Source organism: Mesorhizobium sp. C399B (assembly GCF_030323185.1).
Lineage (GTDB): Bacteria > Pseudomonadota > Alphaproteobacteria > Rhizobiales > Rhizobiaceae > Mesorhizobium.
The window spans coordinates 1,234,986-1,256,034 of record NZ_CP100472.1; the positions used below are offsets into that span (position 1 = coordinate 1,234,986).

Genomic DNA, 21,049 nt, shown 5'->3' on the forward strand with positions numbered 1-21,049 from the left:
ACGGGACGCGTTATGGGTCAGGCTCTTCAGCTCACCGGCGGCGGCACGGCGGTTGCCAGATCGAGGCGGGCAAAGCCCGTCGACGAGTAGGTCGCGCCGTCCCTCGCCACCGAGATGGTGAACCGCACGGCAGCAGGCAGACGCCGTGGAGCGGACCAGCTCGCCGACCATGACGGGACTTTGGCCGAGGCGTCGAGATATTCGAACCTTACCGCGCTGACGCCGGCGATCAGCAGCACCGGTTGGCCTCCAGTCGATTTGGCGGCATCGCTGCCGCGTCGGATTTTCTGCACGATGGTCAGGTCACTTCCAAGCGAAACGGCGACCTCGCGCAAGGCTGAGGATTTGAAGCCGATGGCCTGAACGGCGTTGAACTCGATGCGCGCGCCGGTGCCGCTGAGATAAAGCACCATGTCGGGCGTCGACTGCGACAACGGCAGCGGCTCGGCGCTGCCGATCGCCGTTTCGAGAAACCGCGCCGCGGCATCGACCTCCATCTGCATCTCGGTCGTCTTCTGGATCCGCATCATGGTCCGCGCCTGTCCGAGAAAGACGATCATCAGCGCGGAGATCACGCCGATCATCGCCAGTCCGACCAGCACGTCGATCAGCGCGAAGCCTTCGACCGATGCCGATGATTTGGGGCGCCGGTCGGTCCCGAATATTTGCTTGAGAACACGCTGCCCGGATGGCCGGCCCCCACGACGCGCATGGGCTTGGACCAGCCGCCGGATCATTGCCGATCCTTCGCGGGCACGAAGGTCAGGAACGGCTGGCCGGCGCCGTTACTCCTGCCAATGACGACGGCAACCATCTTCGTCTTCGACACCACGATCGGGCGCGTCTGCAACTGCCAGCCGGATCGCCTGCTGTCCGTTCCGGCCTCGTACTCCGACAGCATGATGCGCGCGGCCCTCGCCGCTTCGATCTGCGCCTTGGCGATGGCGATGCTGCGGCTGGCCAGCACGATCGACTGGCTGGCAATGCCGAGCACCAGCGCCAGGATCGTCATGGCGACGATCATTTCCAGGATCGAAAACCCGTCTTCGGACGAAGGCTCTGTCACGGCAATGCCCGCCATGTCGGAAGCCCGGTCAGCCAGTTGACCGCAATCCGCGCGGTCCGCGCCTTTTGCTGCAGCGAAATATCCATGCCCGACGCGCTGCCGTCGGGCAGGAAGGTCAGCACCGTTTGCCGTCCGGCGACGACGGTCTCCTGGCCGGTAACGACCGTCAGTTTGACGTCATCCGGCAGAGCGAAAACATCGCGCTCGCCAAAGCGAATGGTGCGGGCGCCGAGATCGACGAGGACCTCTCTCGGCCGCGCGGTGGCAATGGCCGAGGTGCGCGACAGGCGCAGCCGCATGGTGATCTCGCCGGCCAGCGTCTCCAGGCTCTTGCTGCGGTAGTGGCTGACCAGCCCGGGTGCGGCGATGGCCGCCACGAGCGCCATGATCGCCAGCACCACCAGCATTTCGACCAGGGTGAATCCGGCCTCCGCCTGCTGGCTGGCTTTCGCGGCGGCGGCGGTCATTGCAGCGCCAGATCGTTGATCGAGAGGATCGTGGTCATCACCGAAATGACCAGGCTGCCGACGAGGAAGCCAAGCGAAATCGTCAGCGCCGGCGTCAGCAGCTTCAGCACCGTGTCGATCCGCCGCGTCAGCGTCAGCTGCAGCATTTTGGCGGCGCGATCCAGCACCACCGGCAGCGCGTTCGCCTCTTCGCCCAGCGACACCAGCGACATCGTCGCATGATCGAAAATCCCCGCCTTGACGACCGCGCCATGCAGGCGCGCGCCGTTGGCGACATTGTCCTCGATCGAGGCAAAGCTTGCCGCGAGCGAGCTTTGCCTCGACACATTGGCGGCGAGCCCAAGCGCCTCGGTCATCGCCACGCCATTGCCGAGCAGCAAGGCCAGCGTTTCAAGGTAGCGCGCGATGACGGCATCCCTGACCAGCGCGCCGATCAGCGGTATCTTCAACACCGCGTGCGAGAACTGTTTTCTGGCGCCGGCAGAGCGAGACAGCACGAGATAGGACAAAAGGCCGAGCACTGCCGCCAGCGGGAAGACGAAGGGGTAGTCGCGGAACACCGTGCCGAAGACCGACAGCATCTTCATGGTGAACGGCTTGGGCGCGGATGAGCCCTCGAAGATCGGCTCCAGCGCCGGCACCAGCACGGTCGCCAGAATGACCAGCGCCCCGCTCATCACCAAAAGCAGGAAGGCCGGATAGGCCAGCGCCTCGCCGATTGCCGCACGGCGCTTGGCGGTTGCCTCGAACGTGTCGGCCAGCCGCTGGCAGATATAGGCCATCTTGCCGCTGCGCTCACCGCTGGCGAGAAGTGCCGCGACATCGGAGGTGATGCCCGGCAGGGCGGCAAAGGCCTCGGCGATCGGCCGCCCGCCCGTGGTGAGATCGAGCACCGATTGCAGCTGCTGGCGCCGTTGGCGGTTCGCCTCGCCGACGATGACCGCGCCGAGGGCGCGGTCGACGGTGAAGCCGGCGTTGAGCAGCACCGACAGCTCGGAAAACAGCCGGCTGAGATCGACCTTCCGGGTAAAGGTCAGCGCGCTTCGCCCCGGCAGGCGCAACTGCGGTCTGTCGCTGCTTACCGGGGCGAGGTGATAGGAACGGCGCCCTTGCTGCGCCAGCTTGCGGGCGGCCTCCTGCTTGGTCGAGGCATCGAGGACGCCGCTCTCCGTGCTGCCGTCGACGAGATAGGCGCGATAGGCAAAGGCCGGCATCAGCCATCCCCCGCGAGATCGATGACGCGGCGGACCTCGTCCATCGTGGTAACCCCGGAGCGGGCAAGCGCTGTGGCATGGACCGACATCGGCACCAGATCGTCTTGCGCGGCTATGCGGCCGATCTCCATTTCGCCGGCGCCCTGGTCGATCAGTTCTGCAATGCGCGGCGAAACCTGCAGCATTTCGTAGGTCACCGTGCGCCCGCTATAGCCCGAGCCATTGCAGGTGCGGCAGGGCGACCCGGCCTGCTCGACGCCGTGGCAGGCCGGACAGACACGGCGCAGCAGCCGCTGCGCGATGACGCCGCGGATCGTCGCGCCGAGCAGATAGCCGTCGATGCCCATGTCGCGCAGCCGCGTCAGCGCGCCGGCCGCGCTGTTGGTGTGCAGCGTCGAGAACACCAGATGGCCGGTCAGCGCCGCCTGCACCGCGACCTGTGCCGTCTCGCGGTCGCGGATTTCGCCGAGCAGGATGATGTCGGGGTCCTGGCGCAGGATCGACCGCAGGGCTGCGGCAAAGTCGAGGTCGATCGCCGGATTGACCTGCAGCTGGGTGATCCCGGCCATGCGGTATTCCACCGGATCCTCGACGGTGAAAATCTTGACGTCGGGCCGCGACCGTTCGGCAAGGATCGAATAGAGCGTCGTCGTCTTGCCGCTGCCGGTCGGCCCGGTGACCAGCACGATGCCGTTGGCCGATTGCGACATGGAGCGGATCTTGGCTTGCGCGGCGCTGTCGAAGCCGAGCTTCTCCAGCTTCAGCTCGACCCCGGCGCGGTCGAGAATGCGCAGCACGATGGCTTCGCCATGGATGGACGGGATGACCGAGACGCGCAGGTCGATATCCCTGCCGCGCACGGCGATGCGCATGCGCCCGTCCTGCGGCAGGCGGCGCTCGGCAATGTTGAGCCGCGACAGGATTTTGATCCGCGTTGAGATGCCCGACAGCATCGCAATCGAGGCGGTGTCGACGGTGGACAGCATGCCGTCATGGCGGAAGCGGATGCGGACGTGATCCTCGAGCGGCTCGATGTGAATGTCGGTGGCCCTGGCATCGACCGCCTTGTGGATGGTCTCGGCGACGAAGCGCACGATGGGCGCCTCGCGGGCGAAATCCTTCAGCCGCTCGAGATCATCAGGACCGAAATCCATGATCTCGCCGGTAGCACCGCCATTGGAGACGGACGCCAGCGCCGATTGCTCGATGCGGTCGATGCACTCGGCAATCGCGCGCCTCGGCAGAATGCGCAGCGAAAGCGTCCGCTCATAGTGGAAGGCAAGCGCGTCGATGGTGGCCGACGAGAACGGATCGGCGACGGCAACGACCAGCCGCTCGGCGTCCATCTGCAGCGGCAGGATGGCGTTTTCCTTGAGATAGGCGAGCGGCACCCCGGCCAGCATTTCGGCGCTGACCTGGTTGGGGACCTCCCCCGGCGTCGGCGCTTCGAGATAGCGGCTGAGGCTGTTAGCAAGCTCCTGCTCGCCGATCAGCCCGAGTTCGGTCATCACCGTATCGAAGGGATGCCCGGATGTTCGCGACGCGCCGAGGGCGCGCTGGGCGGCATGCGCGGTCAGCACTTTCTCGCCTTCGAGAAAGGTGAGAAACGCCTCGATCCCCTTGGCCTGGACGGCAGCGTTCATGCGCCCCACCTCGCCAGCAATTGCGCGGCCTCAGTGCCGAACAGCATCTCGCAGCCTACGGTGACCGCGGCTGCCGGCTGTGCTGCGGCATCGCCGGCCGGGCTGCGCGAGACGCGCGAGAATGGCAAAGGGCCGGATTGGGATTTTTCGACGATGAAGCCGGCCTCGCCCGTAATGCCGGAACCGTCCCGCCTGACAACGATGTCAACCGTGTAGGCCGATACATCGGTCGCACCCGCAACGACCGATGCGTTGGGGCCGCCGACGAGAACAGCGCGCAGCCGGCGCGGCGCCCGATCGGAGCTGACCGTGCCGCGCTTGGAGTTGACGGTGAAAATCCCCTGCAGGTTGCTGAGCGGGATCCGCGCCAGTGCCGTAAACTCCTGCAACTCGGACACGGATTCGAACGGCGCCTGCTTGTCCTCGGACGGCCCGACCGGGCTTCTGGCCTGGGGCAGGCCGGCGAACAATTTGGCGCTGTCGCGAAACCGCATCGCGGCCTTTGCCAGTTCGTCCGCCATCTGCTGGTCGAAACCGAGCGCAGCAAAGCCCAGCCCCAGCAGGCGGTCATCGGCGGCATTGAGATCGATCAGCCCGCCATGATCCTGGACGCGGAGGACAAAGCTGTATTGTCCCGACCGGCACGCGGCCGGCGTGGAATCCAGCGGCAGCTTTTCCGTAGGCTGGTCGCTGGTCAATTCGCTCGCAACCACATTGCCCAGCCCCTCGGCAAGCAGCGACAGGTGCTCCTGCTCCAGCTCGTTATTGGCAATCATCAGCCGCGTCCTGGCGGTGACGGCGAAGGGAACGACGATGGCCGAGACGATCAGCGTGAACACCAGCACCGCGACCAGCGAAAAGCCGGCGCTGGTGCTATCTGCGTCTATGGCTGGGAGAGCTTTGCGTTTTAAGAATACCCCTACCCTTGGCCCCTTCCCGCAAGGGGAAGCAGGGCAATCGCATATGGCGTTCCCCCACTCCGTCTCGGCTTCGCCGAGCCACCTCTCCCCCACATTTGTGGGGGAAGAGGAAATGCCAATCGCCGACATCGCTGCTTTGAAAGGCTTGGGTTTCCTCTCCCCCATGGCCATGGGGGAGAGGTGGCCGCGCAGCGGACGGAGTGGGGGACTGGCACCACCAAATGCGATTGCCCTGCCTTTACTCTCGGCAAACATGCGCGCGCTCATAGTTCCGGCTCAGGTGGCGGCGGTGGCGGGGCTGGCGCTGGCGGCGGCGCCGGTAGCGGGTTCTGCCATGGCGGATGCAGCGGGATGCGCGTCACCTTGCCGTCGCGCTCCAGCACGGCCTGGTCCTTGTCGATCGCCGACACCGTCCAGCCATCGACGGTCTCGCCGCTGGCATACCAGAGCGCTTCATCCTTGCCCGCGACGCGCAGCAGGGCTTTTCCCGCTCCGCCCTGAATGCTGATGCCCAGCAGCGATGGCGCGGCCACCGGTGCAACTTCCACTGGCGCCGGCGCCTGTTCGACGGGTGCCACGGCAACCTCCACCGGCAGCGGTGCTGGCGGCGGCGGCACGATTTTCCGCCGCATCGGCGTGAACAGCGGCCGCTGGAACGTCTCGCTGAAATCGCCGGCCTCGGGAAACTGCAGCGTTCCCGCGGCGGAAGCCGGGCCGCCATCATGCCCCTTGCCGGAGGCGATCGGCGTGGTGTCGATCGGTGTGTTGTAGAGCGCGACATTGATGAGGGCGAGAACCGCGATACCTCCAGCAATCGCCAGGCCCGCAAACTTCCCACTCATGGCTTGACCCCGCCGGGTAGGCCCTGCGTCTGCAGCGGGCCGTAAAACAGGATCTCGGCGGACAGCTCGGGGTCGCCCATCCGTCCGGCGGCAGGGCTGACATCGGTGGTGCGCAGCGTCGCCTCGCGGATGAACAGCACCGGCAGCGAGGTTTCGAGGGCGAGCACGGCGTTGTGGATGCCTTCCAGCGGCCCCGACAGATTGACCCGCAGCCCGATGAAATCGACGCCGCCTTCACTCAGCACCGGGGCGTTGCCGGCCGACAGCACGCTGACGCCATTGGCGGCAGCGATGGCGTTCAGCCGCTTCTGCAGCGCACCGCGAATGATCGCCTCGCTCTCGCCGGTGAGGAATTCGGGATTGGCCGCTTCCACCGGGCCGGTGTCGCCGTCGAGGCGCTTGGCCAGCGCCGCCACGTTTTGCAGCTGGCCGAGCAGCGCGCGCTTGTCCTCGATCCCGGCCCGCGCCGAGGCGACGCTGTCCAACGCCGCGAACACCAGCCAGGCACAGAGACACGCCGCAACCGCTGCCAGCGCCAGCGCGATCAGGCGGCGCAGCGGCGGGCTGGTGTTGAGGATGGCGGAGAGCATCGTCAGAGCGCTCCGATCTTGGCCGAAATGGTGAAATGTTCGCCGTCCTGTCCGGGCACCTTAACCACGGGCGAGGCGAATTCGGGCGCCGAAAACAGCGGCGAGGCATCGATCGGCTGGATCAGTTCGGCCGCCGAGGTGGCAAAGCCGGTGATGGTCAGATCGTCGCCCTTGGCCGAGAGATCGGTGAGCCAGGCCGTGTCGGGAAGCAGATGCGTGAGTTCGGCCCAGACCCGCACCAGCGACGCCGTCGTCTTCTTCTCCTGGCGGATTTTCTCGACCCGCTCGATGCCGGCCTGGCGCTTCTGCAGCGACGCGCGTGCCGTCTTGGCCAACACCTGCGCATCCGCAATCTGCGCGTCCAGTTCGCCATCGGCCTGCCAGATCAGCCAATGCGCGTGGACGAAGGTGATCAGCAGCGCTGCCGCCAGCGCCGAACAGGCGGCGATCCAGGTGCTGCGCTTGCGCCGGTCGCGCGCCGTCGGCGGCCAGATGGCGGCCAGGCTGAGCGGATCGGCGCGCAGCGTCTCTCCGGGCTGCGCCAGCGACAGGCTGCGCACCGAACCGCCGGCGCGGCGCACCGCATCCAGCACCGCGGCAAGCGTCTTGCCCTTGACGACGTGGTAGGTGCTGTCTTGCCTGGCAGGCCTAGCCCCGGCATCCCTGGCAAACACGACATGCACCTGCGCCGGATCGAGCGGCGTCGCGGCCAGAAGGTCGAGCTCGGCCATGTCGCGCGCCTGCCGGACCGGCAGAAGCCGCGGCGCCAGCTGCCGGGTCAGGAACAGCCCCGGCTGGATCACGACATCGAAGCGCGGCCGCCTGACCCGGCCCCCGCCCTGCAGCAGCGCCAGGATCTCATCCGAAGAGGCGGTCAGCGCCAGCGGGATCGACTGAAACTCCGGCGCCCCGGCCTCGCGCACACGAATGCCGTCATCCGCCAGGCTGACGATCCAGTCGCCGCTAGAAGCTTGCTTTTTTCTAGGCGAAAGCCGCGCCCCTCGCAGCTCCTCGAGCCACCAGTCCCGGAAATCCAGACATTGCGCACTCAATGCCGCCACGCCCCACCCTGCCCCGGTTGATTCTAAGCCGAGGGTTTTCGCACTGAGATTACAGGGGCTGGTGTGACGGGGATATCAGCGAGATTGCGGAGGGCTGATTAGCCACAGCTTTTGTTGGCTTGGTGTGAACGCCGCAGGCAATCAGGGTCGGCCGGAGTCAGGATCAGATGCACATGGTTAGGCATCAGGCACCATGCCCAGATACCGACATCGGCAAGCCGGCAATGCGCCGCCCGTAGGTTCTTGTAGAGCGCATAATCTTTCGCCGTGAAAAACACCTTGGCGCACCCGTTGCCACGCTGGGTGACGTGATGCGGCAGACGACTATACGGGCAAGACGGGACATGGGGTTGACCTGAGCACAGGTGTTATCGGGTAGGCAACAAAAAGTGCACTGTCACCGTAATCCTGTCACCGTAGTTCCCGGTAATTCCTAGAGTGCGCTGTCAGCGTAATTCGCCACCTCCCTAAACAATGGTGAGCAGGGAACAGTTTACCCCCGCAGGTGAGCCATTGCTTTTATCTTTCGGTTCTTAAAACCTCATGCCGAGCGAGATACCAGCGAACGGGTTCCGTCTGGTATCCCATATCGAAAACCTGCTGCATCCGCTCCATGCAGCCCGTCTCGTCGCCCGAAACTCGGCGCAACGCGCCATCGTGGAACAGTGCAACTCCGAGCGCTAACTTGATTGAACGATTGCTATCAGCAGCCCGAAAGGCCGCAGCCAGGTTTCGCTCCTTCGTCGCACCTTCCAGCGCATCCTCGAAGGCGATCTCTCCCAGCATTTGTTTCACGGTCTGAACCGGGTAGCGGAACAGCGTCGGGCGCTTGTTGTATTTAACGTTCAGCTTGCGTAGGTATTCAAACGCGTAGTCGCGGGTGGCATCGTCACCCGTCGTCAGGGCCATGTAGTGCAGGACAAGTCCGAAGGTCGCACCACCAGCCAGGTCGGGCGCCATGCCTATTGATCGATCCACAATGCCAGCACACAGCTCACGAGTGAGCTCGATCGCCCGAGCGCGATCATCAAGACACCAATAAGCTGCGCTTATTTGTAGTTGTTGCCCTGGAGCATCCGGAGTGTTCTTCTTCTGATAGGAATCTACTTGGTATAGAAGAGGAAGCGCTGCTGTATAATCTCCTGTCCCGCAATAGGATTTTGCCAATCCATCGATCCACCCGATATCACTCGGCTCTGCAACGATTATCTCTCTAAATGCTCTGACCGCTTCGTCAAAGCGACCCGCTAAAAGGAGATCAAGTGCTGACATTAGAAATCAAACCCTCCTCGGATATTCCCGTTAGCATCATAGGTTACCGCGCGGACGGAAGACGGGTTGTAGCCCCAACGCCCCACCTGGCTGCTGAAGGCTCGCAGCCCGCTAGCGGTATTCGGCTTAATCTCGATATGCTCAAAGCCAAGCTGCTTCGCGTAGCTGGGATCAACCGACAAATCCACACCTTTCAGACCAGGAGCAGTTCGATCAATGATACCTGTCACACCCTGAGCTTCTAGTTTCCCACGCAGCATCGCTCCAACAGCGATGTGCGCCTCATCGCCAAACGGTGTTGTCCCAAACTTGAGGCCCACTGATGGAGTATAGCTCCCGATAATTGCTCCTCCTTCCCTAATCGCCAGTTTACCACCAAATACCTCGGCGCCGAGTAGTGCGCCTGCTCTGATAGGCGCACCACCCGGTATTGCCGCAAACACCTCGTCACGAGTTTCCACCTTTCCTGAAGCGCTCAATTCAGCCTGGCGCTGCACCTCATCAGCAACCCTAGGATTCAAACGTTCGTACGGATCTTTGTGGAGATCGAAGAAACCACCACGGTGCATTCTTATGGCTTCGGCACGCTTCTCAAGTGCCCTCTGCTCTGCTCTGTCCTTTGCGGCTTTGTCAGATGACGGTGTCGCGGCAACATGGCCGTTGTTGTCTGCCTTATTCACCGGATCATTCTGAGCATACGCATATCGATTGGTGCCAACACCCTCTTTCGTCGGATCCCAATCATCGGGTGAGATGAAACGCCCGAGCACCGGATCCATGTAGCGTGCGTTGAGATAGAGCAGCCCGGTCTCGGGATCGAAGCGCTCGCCGATATAGCTCTTCTGCGTCTGGAAGCCGGTGTTGAGACGCTCGCCATAGGTGGCGTAGTTGGTGGCCTCGGCGATATTGCCTGAGGCATCGGTAACCATGCGCACCGAGGCCAGGTGGTCGCGGTGCAGGAAGGCCTTTGTCGTGCCGGTCACCTTGATGTCGGGATGCGGATATCTGGTGTATATCTCTGCGCCCGGCGTCGCCGGATTGATCTCGACCGAAGCGTCGGGATAGAGCGTGGTGGCGAAGGCCGAGGCCTTCTTCACCCGCGCACCGTCGGGACCGTAGCTGAGGTTGACGGTGTTGGCGGCCAGCGTGACGGTCTTCAGCCGGTTGGCTTCGTCCCAGGTCAGCGTACGACTGCCATCGGAGGTCAGATTGCCATTGGCGTCATAGGTCATGGCATTGGCGCCGACCGTGACCGGCGCATGCGGACGAGCCGCGCTCGCCGAGGGATAGACATAGGTGCCGGCCACACGCGAGCGTGAGGTCAGATTGTCGTTGGTGGCATAGACGAATTGCTCGCTGAGCACGGCGTTGCCCAGGTTGGTGCTCCAGATCAGCCGGTCGGCATTGTCGTAGCCATAATTCCAGCTGTCGGAGGGTGTCCGCCCCGTGATGGTGGTGATGCGGCCGAGTGCGTCGCGCGCATACTGATCGTCGAGCAGGACGGTGGCGCCCTTGGACGTGGTGACGCGCGTCAGCCAGCGGCGGGTCGGCGAATAGGTGAAGGCAGTCTTCACGCCATTCGCGTAGGTGATCTCCCTGGTCTGCCCATCGGCCTCATAGAGCGTCGAGGTGATGAAGCCCGGGGCGGAGACGAGCCTGTTGCCGGCGCTGTATTGCAGGCGGTGGTCCCAGTCGCCGAACCACAGCTCGCCCGGCTTGTAATTCTTCAGGATGGTCTGGCCGGACCCGTCGTGGATATCGACCGTGGTGTGCATCAGGCCGGCAATGGTCGTGTCGTGCCAGCCGAGCTTGCCAAACCCGTCATAACTGTAGCTGTGCGTCGTTGTCGCGTTGGTCGAGGTGGTGAGCTGGCCGATATTGTACCAATAGCTTGGAGCCGCCTGGTCATAGGTGTTCTGGGTGAGCACAACTGGGCTGCCACCCGGCGCCGTTGCCGTCTTCAGCGTCAGCCGGTCCATCTGGTCGTAGCTGAGCGTCGTGACCGTGCCCCTGGCATCGGTCTGGCTGACCAGCCGGTTGGCGGCATCGTAGGTGTAGGACCATGTGCCGAGATCGGGATCGGACGCCGTCAGCCGATTGCCGACCATGTCGTAGGTGTAGGTCCAGTTTGAGCCGCCGGGATCGGTGACGCCGATCAGGCGGCCGAGCACGTCGTAGGTGCGAGTTTCCGCAAGCTGAAGTCCCGCGAAGTCGCGAGCCACGCCCGCGACATCGCCGCGGGTCGACCAAGCTGTCTTGGTCTGATGACCAAGCTCGTCGGTCGTCGTCACGGCGTTCAGCCGCGGCGTCGTGGTCGCGGCGGTGGCTAGTTCGTTGAGGTAGCTGCGCTGGCTTGTGTCAGGATTGACGGTCTTCACCGGCCGGTCGGCCCAGTCGTAGCTGTTGGTGGTCCATTGCGCGGTCTCGCCGACAAAGCGCGGGAAGGCGGTGCGCAGGACATTGCCGCGCAGATCGTAGTCGGTCTCGGCAATGCGTTTGGCGCCCGCCGCCGTCTCTCCGGGGGTTTCGACACGATAGACCCGGCCGAGCCCGTCATAGTAGGAGCGGGTGAAGTCTTCGCCGGCGCCATTGGGCAACGGCGTGTATTTGACCAGCGCCTGGGTCGCCGGATTGCCCTCGTTCTCGAAGCGCGCCTTGGCATAGGCGCCGGTGACGCTCTGCGAGACCTGGTAGAGGCGACAGAACGGATCATAGGTGAAGGTTTTGACCAGGCCGTTGAAGTCGGTCTTCGTCGCCAGCAGGCCGCAGGTGGTATTGTAGGTGGCCGTCGAGACAAAGCGCGTGTCGGCTGTTTGCCCGCCCGTCGCAAAATACTTCGGCGCGCGTTCCGTTACCGGATAGAGGTGATAGGTCGCGTCGTAGTCCCACTCGGTCTTGTGGCCGAGACTGTCGGCGGCAGAGACCTTGTTGCCATAGGTATCATACGCAAAATACTGGCTGACGGTCTTGCCCGTAGTGACATCGCTGAAGGTCTGTACCCACGTCAGGTTACCTTTGGTCGGCACCGCCCAGACATCGGTGCTGCCATCATAGTAATTGTGCTTGTAGCTGACATAGGGGTCGGTGCTGGTCAGCCCGGCATGCGTGCGCTCGGCAATCAAGGCCGAGACGATATAAGCGCTGGTGTTGGGCGAAAAGAAACGCTCCGTCCAGGTCTCGTCGCCGCTGACATCGGTGCGACCATAGTCCTTCATGCTGATGATGTTGTTGTAAGCATCAAACCAGCGCTGGACCCGCAAGGTGCGGCTGATGTTCTCGGTCAGCGTCGTATCGGTCGCCGTGTTTTGCACCGTATAGGGTTTTGCCGCCGTGTTGACGACGTACGTCTCGGCCACCTGTTTGTGCACGGTGCCGGCACCATCCTTCCACACCGTCAGCGACGGCAGGCCGTAGCTCGCCAGATCCTGCCGGTAGGTGGTCTCGATCTTCGACGGCGCCGTCTCGCCATTGGCAAGCGGTTTTGTCTCGACGATCGACGCAAAGCCCAGGAACTTGCGCGCCGCCGGATCGTATTTGCCGCCGGCATAGGCGTACATGCTCACCGCCGTCTGGCCCCGGCCATCGCTGACCGACAGCTTCGTCACCGCGTGCACGACCTGCGGCAGGTAATTGTTCGCCCAGGTCGAGGAAGGCGAATACTCGACCGCAACCGTGCCGCCGAGCTCCGTCACAATCTGCTTCAACAGGTTCGGATTGCCGGTGCCGGCATTCGAGATGAACATGCTGCTGTAGTTGGTGAAGTCCGGCAGGCCGTCGCCGTTGAAATCGCCGATGACCGTACCTGCTTTCGCTGTCGCAGGCAGCGTGAACTGTACCGGCGTCATCGCCGTCGAAGACGGGCGAAGCGAGAAAATCCTGACCGTGTCGACCCTCCACTGCTGCGGGAGGTTCAGCGCGCCGTCTATGGTGATGACATCCGTGCGCCCGTCATTGTCGAAGTCACGCAGGATGGCAGATGTTCCCGACATCGAGGAAATCGAGTAACTCTTGAAGCCGACGCCCGTCGATAGCCAGACCGCGACGCCGCTACCGCCGAAGCGGAAAACATCCGTTGCCCCGTCGCCATTGAGATCGGCAAACACACACATGCCGGAGGTTTGAGATTCCTGTGCCGGGCAGCTGATACTGAAGGATGGTCCGCTTTTCTGCCAGACGCCGCTCGAAAGCGTTCCCTTCCGTGCCGTTCCGCCGCTACCCCAAAAGAATGGCTGCTGTTTGCCGTTGCCCAGGAAGTCGCCGACACCGATTACTGTTCTGGGTTCACCGCCACCGACGTGATTGGCGGTGTCAATGCCATCGCCATCACCGTCTGCGATGACTGAGGGACGGGGTGAAGATCCGGACGGAATATCCGGGAGTCCATCGCAAACGGCCTGATAGCCTGCTGGAGGAGATGGATCGCAATTCGCCTTTGTCAACGCAAGCAGAGTATCTGTGATTCCAATCGACTGGGTGCGCGACGTGGTTACATGGCCAGTGGCTCCATTCATCGTGCTAGTCGTTATCGAAAAGCCAAAATCTTCCGTCGATTTTGTCGCAATAAAGCGACCGGGCTGAGCAAAGATGCCGACGTCATCGTCAGGACTATTCGTGATTGAATGTGCGGCTATCGTCAATGAATTCGAGCCGGCAGGAGCACCGGTAGGGCCAAAACGGTATGTGTTTTCGTAAAATGTTTTGGTTGTCGTAGTGTCGCCCTCATGTCCTCCCGAATGTCTGGTCGTCGTCTGATCAGATTCTCCGAATACTTCGTCGCGGCCATCGAAGTTCAAGTCTCCAACGCTTTGCGGATGTGATCCGGGTAATGTCTGAGATCCGTAAATTGGCGCATTGATCGTTGAATAAACGCCATCAGTGTTCTGATAAACCATTTGGCCGAGCGACTTCGACGATCCGCCAGAGATCGTGCCGTCGGGTACAACGGTCGCATCGGTGCCGTAACGGGTGACGGCGGTGAGCCGTGAGGTGTTGGAAAACGGCGCCTGGTCGTAGGTCAGCTTGTAGGCACTGCGCAGCACGTTGCTGGTCCAGACACTGATCGACTTGATGCGTAGGGTCGTCTCGGAGATGTCGCGCCCATTGCCCATCAGGATCGTATCGGGCCGCGTCTCGTAATGAAACCCGATCACCGTTCCATTGTAGGTGATCGTAGTGGGATAACAGACCGGGCTGGCACAGGCATAACTGTAGGCAACGCTGTTGCCGTTGGTGTCGGTGACCGAGGTCAGCAGCCAGCGATAGCTCATCGCCAGGTCATAGGCCGGCGTGCCGGCGGTCGGCGTCAGATTGGCAACCGCCGCCACCGAGCGGAACGTCGAGACGGTCCCGTCACGATCCGTCACCTTCCACTCGTTTGTGGTGCTGTTCAGCGCAATGCGCCGATAGCTCTCATTCTCCGTCGCATGCGTGCCACCTGTGGCGCAGGACGGCGAAATCATGCCGGCAACGCAGGCCACCATCGCCCGGCCGTCAAGCAGATAGATGTCGTTGGCGTCGAAGGCCGGCATGCCGTAACCGGGCGTTGCGCGTTCGATCACGTCGAAGCCGTCGAGGCCCCAGGCATAGCCCAACCAGCCCTGGTAGAGGTCACCGATCTTGGTCTTGCGTGAAGAGTTGTAGTTGAGCGCAATCTGCGGCTCGATGCCGTGGAAGTCCGGAACATCGATGCCGATGCCATAACCCAGATTACCGTTGCCGCCAGCCTTGGGCAGGTCCACCTTCGGCGTACCGATCGCCTCGGGATCGCCGCTGTCGGTTGCCGTGGCTGCCTCAGTAGCCGCCACGGCCGCTGCCGGCTCCTCCGGCGCTGCTTCCGTATCGGTCTCCTTGGCCGCCTTGCCTTTTGTATCGGTCGGCTTCGTATCGGCAGCCTTGGTGTCGCTCGCCTCGCCGTCGGTTGCCTTGGCATCCGCCGGCTTGGCGCCAACCTTGGCCGCCGCATCAGGGCTGCCCGTCGCCGCGTCACCTGTCGCGCCTGTCGCCGGGGCGGGCTTGGCGGAGCCGCCGCCCAGCGCGGCGCCGCCATTGCCGAAACCGCTGCTGGCTGGCGCCCCGGGCGAGGCGCTCTGCGCAAAGGCCTCTATTCCTGCGCCACCTCTAATATAAGAAAGTGAAGATATATCCGCGCCGAAGACGCCAGCGGCAAACATAGCCGCGCCAAAAAGCAACCGCTTCATTGAATCCCCCTAGCCAGTTGCTTGACGCTACTCCTGCTTGACTTGGTTTATACGACGGCGACCCGTCACAACCCAGATATCCACAGCTTTATTTTGCACGCATGGGTTGCGCATGGAGCCCCATGCGCCCCTGCCAGCGGAGCGACCGCATAACGGCGCTCCCCTCAGTGTCTTGACGTTGCCTAGCCAGGGCGGCCGCCCGCATACGTCGTAAGTGTGCCTGCTCACCGTCAAGCTCTGCAGGGTCTCCCCGTCCCTCAGACCGTCTTATTCGCCCCTATATTCGCCGCCTGCTTCGCTCCCATCCCAAGCAGCAAATTGTCGTCGGAGAGTTCGTCTCCGCGCGCCTGCCGGAACAGGTTCAGCATGTCGGGCACGTCGAGGCTCTTGCGCTGGTCGCCGGCAATGTCGAACACGATGGTGCCTTCGTGCAGCATGACGGTGCGGGTGCCGTGATCGAGCGCGTCGCGCATCGAATGGGTGACCATCAGCGCCGTCAGTTTCTGCTCCTCGACGATCTTGCGTGTGAGGTCGAGCACGAAGGCCGCCGTGCGCGGATCAAGCGCTGCGGTGTGCTCGTCCAGCAGCAGGATCTTCATGCCGGTCAGCGTCGCTGACCGCCTGGCGCTGGCCGCCGGGCTTCGACGATGACGCTCAGGATGACGCTCAGGCCGCATTGGATCTTCTATTGGTCGAAGAAACCGGCGTCCTCTTCCGCCAGGTATTTCTTCGCGCCTTCGGCATCGATGTCGACGCCCAGGCCCGGAGCTTCGAGCAGGTCGATCATCGAGTCTTTCACGATCTGCCCCTTGGGCAGGCCGATGACGATGTCCTCCCACCAGGGATCGGAGGCGCTGGGATATTCGAAGGCGATGTAGTTGGCCGGCAGCGTGGCGCAGACATTGATCAGCGCGCCTAGGCCCAGCAGACCGTTCGCCGTGCCGTGCGGCGCCATCATGATCGAGTGCATATAGGCGTGCTCGGCCACCCATTTGAGCTCGGCGATGCCGCCGATGTCGGCGGGATCCGGACCGATGACGCGAACCGCCTGCGTCTCGATCAGTTCCTTGAAGTTATGGCGCAGGTAGATCTGCTCGCCCGTGTGGATGGGGGTGGACGTCGATGTGGTGAGTTCGCGGTAGGCTTGCGGGTTGACCCACGGCACATAGTCGCCGGTCAACATGTCCTCCAGCCACATCAGATTGTATTTTTCGACGGCCCGCGCGAAGCGGATGGCGTCGGGCAGGAACGAGCCGGGGCCGCAATCCAGCGCCAGCGAGACCTTGTCGCCGAGCACCTCCTTCATGGCGATGACGCATTCGATCATATGCGCCATGCCGCGCTCGCTGATCTGCCCCTGGTCCATCGCGCCGTGATAGGTCGGCGGCTGACGCACGCCGTAGTGGAAATCGGGGACGCTGGTCTTCATGTTGGAATGAAAGCTGATGCCTTGCTTGACCATGAAGAAGTTTTCCGGCCGCTCCATCATCCATTTGACGTCGGCCGCGTAATCCTCCGGCCTGTCGCCGGTGCGCTTCTTGCGGATGGAACCGTTATAGACCCGCACCTTGTCGCGCACCTTGCCGCCGAGCAGCTTGTAGACCGGAACGCCTGCCGCCTTGCCGGCGATGTCCCACAGAGCATGCTCGATAGCGCTGACGGCGGCGCCGTAGGGCTTGAACGAGCCGCGCTGGCGGATTTTCAACATCACGCGTTCGACATCGGTCGGGTCCTCGCCGATCAGCGCGTCGCGGAAATGCAGCACCCAGGGCTTGAGATAAGACTTGGTGTACTCAACCTCGCCGAGGCCATGGAGGCCTTCGTCGGTGACGATGCGCACGATGGGATGCTTGCCGATGACGGCGCACCTGAGATCGGTGATCTTCATGATGTCCTCTATTTCACCGACGAGAAGGCGGTTGGCGCGAGAAACTGGCTGGAAATATTGGCCAGGATCGGGCCATCGCGCTCGGACTCGTCGCGGGCCTCGAGCCATGCCGGATCGGTGGTGAAGGCCTTCCATTTCACTTCGCGCTCGGCAAGGGATTCCCAGGCGATGAAATAGGTCAGTCGATTGCTGCTTTCGCCGACCACCGTGGTGAAGAACCCGGCCTGGCGAATGCCATGTCTATCCCACAGCGCCAAGGTATGGTCGTTGAAACGCTTGAGCAGCGCCGGCAGTTGGCCCGGCACGCAGTCGTAAATGCGAAGTTCGTAGATCATGGTCCATCCTTCTGTTCACCTCTCCCTCCGAGGAAAGAAGTGTAGAGTCAGCTCCAGGTGCGGTCCCAGGAATATTCGTCGTCCCAGTGATCGGTCGGTTGCCAGATGCCGGTGACGCCGGGCTGCAGGTGCTGGCTGATCACTTCGTCGACGACGTCGTCGATGCCCAGGCCCGGCTTGTCGGGTACGGTGATGAAGCCGTCCTTGACCAGCGGCTTGGGCAGGCCAGTGACGATATCGTCCCACCAGTCGACCTCGACGCTGTGGTATTCGAGCGCCATGAAGTTTTCCGTGGCTACAGCGACATGCGCGGCGGCCATTGCCGCGATCGGGCTTTCCGCCATGTGAATGGCCATGGCAACGCCATGCTCCTGCGCCGCGTCGCCGATCTTCTTGGTCTCGAGAATGCCGCCGGTGGTCAGCAGATCCGGATGGATGACCGAGATGCCGGCGTTGAGCAGTGGCTCGAAGCCTTCCTTGAGGTAGATGTCCTCACCCGTGCAGATCGGCACCGAGGTCGCCTGCTGCAGCTGCCGATACTGCTCGGTGTACTGCCAGGGGATCACGTCCTCGAGCCAGGCCGGCGCGTATTTCTCGATCCGCCGGGCCAGACGGATGCCGTCCTGCAGCGAGATGTGGCCGACATGGTCGATGGCGAGCGGGACCTCGTAGCCGATCACCTCGCGGACCTCGTGAATATATTGATCGAGCAGGTCGAGGCCCTTTTCGGTGAAATGGAGGCCGGTGAAGGGATGCGGCACGTTCTGCGCATCATAGGCGGCGTTGCGCGCCCGGCGCTCGTCCAGCGTGCGTGCCGGGCCGCGAGCGGCATGGCTGCGGAAACCGTCGAGCACGCCGGCCGGCGCCACCACTGCGCCCGATATGTGCGCGATCTGCGCCAGACCGAGATCCATCTTGAGGAAGGTGAAGCCAAGATCCATCCGCGCCTTGAGCCGCTTGCCGGTCTCGGTGCCGCTGGGCTTGTCCGCGTCGGTGTCGCAATAGACCCGCACCTTGTCGCGGAACCGTCCGCCAAGCATCTGGTAGACCGGCACGCCGTAGGCCTTGCCAGCGAGATCCCACAGCGCGATCTCGACTGCCGAGACACCACCACCTTGCCGTCCATGGCCGCCAAATTGCTTGATGCGGCGGAACAGCCGGTCGACGTCGCAAGGGTTCTCGCCCAGCAACCGGCTCTTGAGCATCAGCGCATAGGTCGCGCTGGCGCCGTCGCGCACTTCGCCCAGGCCGACAATGCCCTGGTTGGTGTAGATCTTGACCAGCGCCGAGGTGAACGGTGCGCCGACGATTTCGGCGACGCGCAGGTCGGTGATGCGCAGGTCGCTCGGCCTGGAGTTCGTATTTACCCGATTGAGCGCCTCGCCGGCGCTACCCGTCTTTGCCATGGCTTATCCTCGTTCTGACTGGTGGCGCCCCGCACGCCCGGCCGGCATGAGCGTTGCTAGCCAAGCTCTATCTCGTGGGCCTGCAGGTAGTCGCGGTTCATCTCGACGCCCAGACCCGGCTTCGACGTCAGCTTGAGGCTGCCGTTCGAAACGTCGAGCGGTCTGTCGATGAGGTGATTGTATTTATCAAGGTTCCACTCGGACGTTTCGAGCTTGTAGAAGTTGGGAACCGTCATCATCACCTGCGCTCCCGCAACCACGTTGATCGGTCCGGCGGCGTCATGGGGCGAGACCGGGATGTAATAGGCTTCGCACAGGGCGGAAATCTTCTTCAGTTCGGTAATGCCGCCGGTCCAGGTGACGTCCGGCATGATGTAGTCGGCAAGCCTGTTCTCGAGCACCGGCACGAAATCCCACTTGGTGTGGCCGCGCTCGCCCCACGAGATAGGGGCGCTGACCTTCTCGCGCACTTGCTTCAGGGCATTGAGGCTCTCGGGCGGGCAAGGCTCCTCGAACCAGTCGATCTGGCCGGCTTCCTCGAGGCTTCGGCAGAGGCGAATGGCGGTGGGGACGTCGAAGCGGCCATGCGCGTCGATGAGAATGTCGACATCGGGCCCCGCCGTTTCACGGATCAAAGCCGTTAGTTCGGCAGCCTCGCGCTCGTCCTTGCGGGTCATGCCGCCATCGAGGTAGCCGTCCCGCTGTTCGCGCGCCAAGCCATCGGCGATGCGGCCCTGGTGGGGGAAAGGATCGAACTTCAGCCCGGTGTGTCCGGATTCGACGATGTCTCGAATTTCGCGGACCACAGCCTCCTTGCTGTTAAACTTGGCCTGGTTGGGATGGGTATAGAGCGCGATTTCATCGCGCACCGGTCCGCCCAGCAGCTCGTAGATCGGCTTGCCTAGAACTTTGCCGCGAATGTCCCAGAGCGCTATGTCGATAGCGCTCACGCATTCGACTGCTGCGCCGCGGCTGCCCATATAGGTGAAGCTGCGGAAAATCTTGTGCCAGAGATGCTCGATGCGCGCCGGATCCTCACCTGTGACGGCAACACCGATCTGCCGCAGGATCGTGCACAGCGCGCGGTTGGCGAGCCTTGTGGTGGTGGTGATTTCCCCCCAGCCACTCACCCCTTCGTCGGTCGTCACCTCGACGAACAGGAACTCCCCCCAATAGGAAGCATCGGACTTGATCAGCCACGGCCGAACGCTCGTGATTTTCATCTCTCAACTACCTCTGTCTGATGGCCGGACCAATGATTTTCTGGGCTGGAAGTTCTATCCGGCCCGAGCGGCGTTGCGCGCACGCATCTGTTCGAGAACGTGCCGGCCGGAACCCTCGACATGGCGGGCAATGAGTTCGGCCGCCTCGTCGGCATTTCCGGCTTTGATATGCGCGATGAGCTCGCGGTGTTCACGCATGATGGCGGCCCGCCGCGCGAGCGTGAAATTGAAACGCCGGCTCACGGCTCGCAGCACTTCGCGATGCTTCCACCAAAGCTCGGCGGCATGGCGGTTGTAGTGGCGCTGGTACATTACGGTGTGGAAGGCGGTATCCAGTTCACTGTGCCGCAATGTGTCGGTGAAGTTGTTCTCTTCGATCAGAGCCTGGATGCGTTCGAGTTCGGCGATGTCCTCGCCGGTCGCCATGTTCACGAACCATCGCGTCAGGGCCGGCTCGATCAGGACTCCGATCTCGTAGATATCCCGGACAAAATCCTGGTCTATGGGCCGGACGCGCGCGCCACGGTTGGCGACAAAGGTGACGAAGCCCTCCCCTCGCAACAGCTGCAGCGCCTCGCGTACGGGGTTGGTCGAGGTGCCGTGACGCCGGGCGAGATCGGTAACCACAAGTCGTTCGTTGGCGGCGAGCCGTCCCTCGATGATGTCTTCCCGGATCAGTTCATAAAGCGAGGCGCCCTCGCTGGACGCCCCGATGGGATCAATCCCCACGGGTGGCTCTGCTTTGAAATCGCTTGTTTCGGCCAAAGCCGGCTCCCCCGATTAGTACATCACATGCTCGATATCATACACGGGTTTTGCAAACAATGTACGATCGGGTGCGTTGACAGGCAATCCACGATCTGAAAACGTACCAGATGATCGAAGGGATACATTGAGCAGAAGGACGCATCCCGCACGGTCGAAC

Annotated in this window: 16 protein-coding genes and 1 pseudogene; all 17 read right to left on the reverse strand. The window is 62.9% G+C overall.

Annotation, left to right across the window (positions count from 1 at the left end):
• Positions 1 to 26: 26 nt before the first annotated feature.
• The 17 genes and pseudogenes from NLY36_RS05925 to NLY36_RS06005 all read right to left on the reverse strand — a co-directional run bounded on the left by NLY36_RS05925 (position 27) and on the right by NLY36_RS06005 (position 20,889).
• Positions 27 to 737, reverse strand: coding sequence for a type II secretion system protein GspJ (locus NLY36_RS05925; RefSeq protein ID WP_023687882.1), 711 nt, complete (start codon positions 735 to 737; stop codon positions 27 to 29).
• Positions 734 to 1,066: a PulJ/GspJ family protein gene (locus NLY36_RS05930; RefSeq protein ID WP_245260247.1), complete on the reverse strand. Its 333-nt coding sequence runs from the start codon at positions 1,064 to 1,066 to the stop codon at positions 734 to 736. Before NLY36_RS05930 ends, NLY36_RS05925 begins: the two co-directional genes overlap by 4 nt.
• Positions 1,063 to 1,533, reverse strand: coding sequence for a prepilin-type N-terminal cleavage/methylation domain-containing protein (locus tag NLY36_RS05935; protein ID WP_023696278.1), 471 nt, complete (start codon positions 1,531 to 1,533; stop codon positions 1,063 to 1,065). Before NLY36_RS05935 ends, NLY36_RS05930 begins: the two co-directional genes overlap by 4 nt.
• The gene (locus NLY36_RS05940) at positions 1,530 to 2,747 is read right to left on the reverse strand and encodes a type II secretion system F family protein (RefSeq protein WP_023696279.1); all 1,218 of its coding nucleotides are present in this window, start codon (positions 2,745 to 2,747) and stop codon (positions 1,530 to 1,532) included. Before NLY36_RS05940 ends, NLY36_RS05935 begins: the two co-directional genes overlap by 4 nt.
• Positions 2,747 to 4,390 (reverse strand): GspE/PulE family protein, encoded by a 1,644-nt coding sequence (locus NLY36_RS05945; protein ID WP_023696280.1) that lies wholly within the window; start codon positions 4,388 to 4,390, stop codon positions 2,747 to 2,749. The genes NLY36_RS05940 and NLY36_RS05945 overlap by 1 nt, the downstream gene beginning before the upstream one ends.
• Positions 4,387 to 5,577, reverse strand: coding sequence for a general secretion pathway protein GspK (locus NLY36_RS05950; RefSeq protein ID WP_245260248.1), 1,191 nt, complete (start codon positions 5,575 to 5,577; stop codon positions 4,387 to 4,389). The genes NLY36_RS05945 and NLY36_RS05950 overlap by 4 nt, the downstream gene beginning before the upstream one ends.
• On the reverse strand, positions 5,574 to 6,152 hold the full coding sequence (locus NLY36_RS05955) for a hypothetical protein (protein ID WP_023696282.1): 579 nt from the start codon (positions 6,150 to 6,152) through the stop codon (positions 5,574 to 5,576). Before NLY36_RS05955 ends, NLY36_RS05950 begins: the two co-directional genes overlap by 4 nt.
• Positions 6,149 to 6,742, reverse strand: coding sequence for a type II secretion system protein GspM (gene gspM / locus NLY36_RS05960; protein WP_023696283.1), 594 nt, complete (start codon positions 6,740 to 6,742; stop codon positions 6,149 to 6,151). Before gspM ends, NLY36_RS05955 begins: the two co-directional genes overlap by 4 nt.
• Before the next feature lie 2 nt (positions 6,743 to 6,744).
• Positions 6,745 to 7,803, reverse strand: a complete 1,059-nt coding sequence (locus NLY36_RS05965; RefSeq protein ID WP_023687874.1) for a PilN domain-containing protein — start codon at positions 7,801 to 7,803, stop codon at positions 6,745 to 6,747.
• A 519-nt stretch (positions 7,804 to 8,322) separates the two neighbouring features.
• Positions 8,323 to 9,075: a tetratricopeptide repeat protein gene (locus NLY36_RS05970; protein WP_023736040.1), complete on the reverse strand. Its 753-nt coding sequence runs from the start codon at positions 9,073 to 9,075 to the stop codon at positions 8,323 to 8,325.
• Positions 9,075 to 15,272 carry an RHS repeat-associated core domain-containing protein gene (locus NLY36_RS05975; protein ID WP_084624751.1) on the reverse strand — a complete coding sequence of 2,066 codons (6,198 nt, stop codon included), beginning with the start codon at positions 15,270 to 15,272 and terminating at the stop codon, positions 9,075 to 9,077. Before NLY36_RS05975 ends, NLY36_RS05970 begins: the two co-directional genes overlap by 1 nt.
• A 257-nt stretch (positions 15,273 to 15,529) precedes the next feature.
• Positions 15,530 to 15,886: pseudogene (locus NLY36_RS05980) on the reverse strand (ATP-binding cassette domain-containing protein); the annotation flags it as partial.
• 71 nt (positions 15,887 to 15,957) lie between these two features.
• Positions 15,958 to 17,160: a mandelate racemase/muconate lactonizing enzyme family protein gene (locus NLY36_RS05985; protein WP_023736042.1), complete on the reverse strand. Its 1,203-nt coding sequence runs from the start codon at positions 17,158 to 17,160 to the stop codon at positions 15,958 to 15,960.
• An 8-nt stretch (positions 17,161 to 17,168) separates the two neighbouring features.
• Entirely contained in the window at positions 17,169 to 17,495 is a 327-nt protein-coding gene (locus NLY36_RS05990) for an NIPSNAP family protein (protein WP_023712163.1), read from the reverse strand.
• Positions 17,496 to 17,542: 47 nt separating this feature from the next.
• A complete protein-coding gene (locus tag NLY36_RS05995; RefSeq protein ID WP_023736043.1) occupies positions 17,543 to 18,901 on the reverse strand; it encodes a mandelate racemase/muconate lactonizing enzyme family protein in 1,359 nt (452 codons plus the stop codon).
• A gap of 56 nt (positions 18,902 to 18,957) precedes the next feature.
• Positions 18,958 to 20,124 (reverse strand): mandelate racemase/muconate lactonizing enzyme family protein, encoded by a 1,167-nt coding sequence (locus NLY36_RS06000; RefSeq protein WP_023712165.1) that lies wholly within the window; start codon positions 20,122 to 20,124, stop codon positions 18,958 to 18,960.
• A gap of 54 nt (positions 20,125 to 20,178) precedes the next feature.
• Positions 20,179 to 20,889: a GntR family transcriptional regulator gene (locus NLY36_RS06005; RefSeq protein WP_023681193.1), complete on the reverse strand. Its 711-nt coding sequence runs from the start codon at positions 20,887 to 20,889 to the stop codon at positions 20,179 to 20,181.
• Positions 20,890 to 21,049 lie beyond the last annotated feature (160 nt).

What these genes read in the sequence shown, in the direction of transcription:
- NLY36_RS05925 (WP_023687882.1), bottom strand. Translation starts at nt 737, where the DNA reads ATGATCCGGCGGCTGGTCCAAGCCCATGCGCGTCGTGGGGGCCGGCCA.
- NLY36_RS05935 (WP_023696278.1), bottom strand. Translation starts at nt 1,533, where the DNA reads ATGACCGCCGCCGCCGCGAAAGCCAGCCAGCAGGCGGAGGCCGGATTC.
- NLY36_RS05940 (WP_023696279.1), bottom strand. Translation starts at nt 2,747, where the DNA reads ATGCCGGCCTTTGCCTATCGCGCCTATCTCGTCGACGGCAGCACGGAG.
- NLY36_RS05945 (WP_023696280.1), bottom strand. Translation starts at nt 4,390, where the DNA reads ATGAACGCTGCCGTCCAGGCCAAGGGGATCGAGGCGTTTCTCACCTTT.
- NLY36_RS05950 (WP_245260248.1), bottom strand. Translation starts at nt 5,577, where the DNA reads ATGAGCGCGCGCATGTTTGCCGAGAGTAAAGGCAGGGCAATCGCATTT.
- NLY36_RS05955 (WP_023696282.1), bottom strand. Translation starts at nt 6,152, where the DNA reads ATGAGTGGGAAGTTTGCGGGCCTGGCGATTGCTGGAGGTATCGCGGTT.
- gspM (WP_023696283.1), bottom strand. Translation starts at nt 6,742, where the DNA reads ATGCTCTCCGCCATCCTCAACACCAGCCCGCCGCTGCGCCGCCTGATC.
- NLY36_RS05970 (WP_023736040.1), bottom strand. Translation starts at nt 9,075, where the DNA reads ATGTCAGCACTTGATCTCCTTTTAGCGGGTCGCTTTGACGAAGCGGTC.
- NLY36_RS05975 (WP_084624751.1), bottom strand. Translation starts at nt 15,272, where the DNA reads ATGAAGCGGTTGCTTTTTGGCGCGGCTATGTTTGCCGCTGGCGTCTTC.
- NLY36_RS05985 (WP_023736042.1), bottom strand. Translation starts at nt 17,160, where the DNA reads ATGAAGATCACCGATCTCAGGTGCGCCGTCATCGGCAAGCATCCCATC.
- NLY36_RS05990 (WP_023712163.1), bottom strand. Translation starts at nt 17,495, where the DNA reads ATGATCTACGAACTTCGCATTTACGACTGCGTGCCGGGCCAACTGCCG.
- NLY36_RS05995 (WP_023736043.1), bottom strand. Translation starts at nt 18,901, where the DNA reads ATGGCAAAGACGGGTAGCGCCGGCGAGGCGCTCAATCGGGTAAATACG.
- NLY36_RS06000 (WP_023712165.1), bottom strand. Translation starts at nt 20,124, where the DNA reads ATGAAAATCACGAGCGTTCGGCCGTGGCTGATCAAGTCCGATGCTTCC.